Annotated in this window: 1 protein-coding gene; it reads right to left on the bottom strand. The window is 45.4% G+C overall.

The annotated features are described in order from the left end of the window. Nucleotides 1–142 precede the first annotated feature (142 nt). On the bottom strand, nucleotides 143–1,369 hold the full coding sequence (locus CI597_RS17485; RefSeq protein ID WP_024729445.1) for an IS110 family transposase: 1,227 nt from the start codon (nucleotides 1,367–1,369) through the stop codon (nucleotides 143–145). Nucleotides 1,370–1,529 lie beyond the last annotated feature (160 nt).

The following is a 1,529-nucleotide window of genomic DNA, read 5'->3' as shown; positions in this document are numbered from 1 at the left end:
ATAGTCCAGCGGTGATATGTCAAGTATAAATTGAAACTTTTTTGCAGACTTTTTCATATCATATGCTGAAAAAAGGGTAACTTTAACAAGCCCTGCGATATCTGCTTTTGGAAGCAGGGCATTCATCAGCAGGAATAGAATTCTATTCCGCTGCTCGATATAGACGATTGTCTTTCAGCAGTCGAAAGACCAACCGCACAAATTTACGGGCAGTTAATGCGAGTGCACGTTTGTGTTGATGCCTGTTCACTTCCTTGTACTTGGAGTGATAGAAGCTGCTGTACTCCGTGTCGCATCTCACGAGAGACAAAGCACCTTCACACAGGTAATACTTTAAAAAGCGGTTGCCGGAGCGGATGAGTTTTGTATTCTCCGCCTCGAAGTCACCGGATTGATTCTGAGTCCAGGCAAGTCCTGCATATTTGCCAAGCTGCGCTTGACCTGGGAAACGGTTGATATCTCCGATTTCAGCCATGATGCCGGCTGAGATGACCGGCCCAATGCCGGGGATGGATATCAATACATTTGGCAGGAGTTCCATTTGTGCTTCGATAGCTTTATTGAACTCTTTGATCTGAGCATCCAGCGCCTTTATCGAGGTTATGGATATAGAAAGCACCTGATTTATGGAGTCATTCACCGTCTTGGGTAAACGGTAGGAACTTCTGGCAGCTTTCTGGATGGCTTTGGCTACGGCATCGGGATTGGGAAAGCGGTTCTTTCCTTTTTCCATAATGAAGTCCGTAAGTTCTTGTAAGTCCATCGCCGCCAATGCTTCTGCGGATTCAAACTCTTCGTAGACAGCTAAGGCAGTAGTGCTGAAGGTATCGGAAAATACCTTCTCCTGCGTCATAGTAGAATACTTCTTGAACAGGACATTGATGAATCGCTGTTTTTCTTTTACGAGGTTCTGTACGGCGAAGAAACGAGCCCTTGTAAGGTTCTGAAGGGCTTTATAGCGGTAATCTCCCAGATAGACCTCTTTGTTGATTCTACCAAAGCGCAGGCAGTCAGCAATGACAAAGGAGTCCATATAATCATTCTTTGGCAGGTCGTTATAGGCTTCCTTGAAGTTCTTTACCTGCTTGGGATTGAGGACATGGATCTTCCTGTTAAACGGAGCCAGAGAGGCATCTTCCCTCAGGAAAAATACGAGATTGTCTCCATAGACAGATGTAGCTTCAAGACCTATGACGACTGTATCGAGGGAACGGGAAGTGACTGCGGAAAGAATCCGTTTTACCATCTGGGAATAGCCATCCTGAGAGTTTGCAACAGAGAAACAGCTATGTTTCGCACCATCAGGGAGCATTAGATAAATGACATTGGATTTGCTGCTGACATCAATACCGACGTAAAGTGGGTTCATGATATCACCTTCTTTCTATGTTGTATTTGAGTGTTCAATCGGCTTGGTAAAACCCATGATCACGGAGCATCAACACCCTCGCATATAAGAATCCGGTCTGAGATGGGCTGATGCGAACCACACTGCTAAATGGCAGTCCATGTACTCAGACAAACAGCCA

The organism is Anaerostipes hominis (ex Lee et al. 2021), from assembly GCF_002270485.1.
GTDB lineage: Bacteria > Bacillota > Clostridia > Lachnospirales > Lachnospiraceae > Anaerostipes > Anaerostipes hominis.
This window is presented reverse-complemented; position numbering and strand designations above follow the sequence as displayed.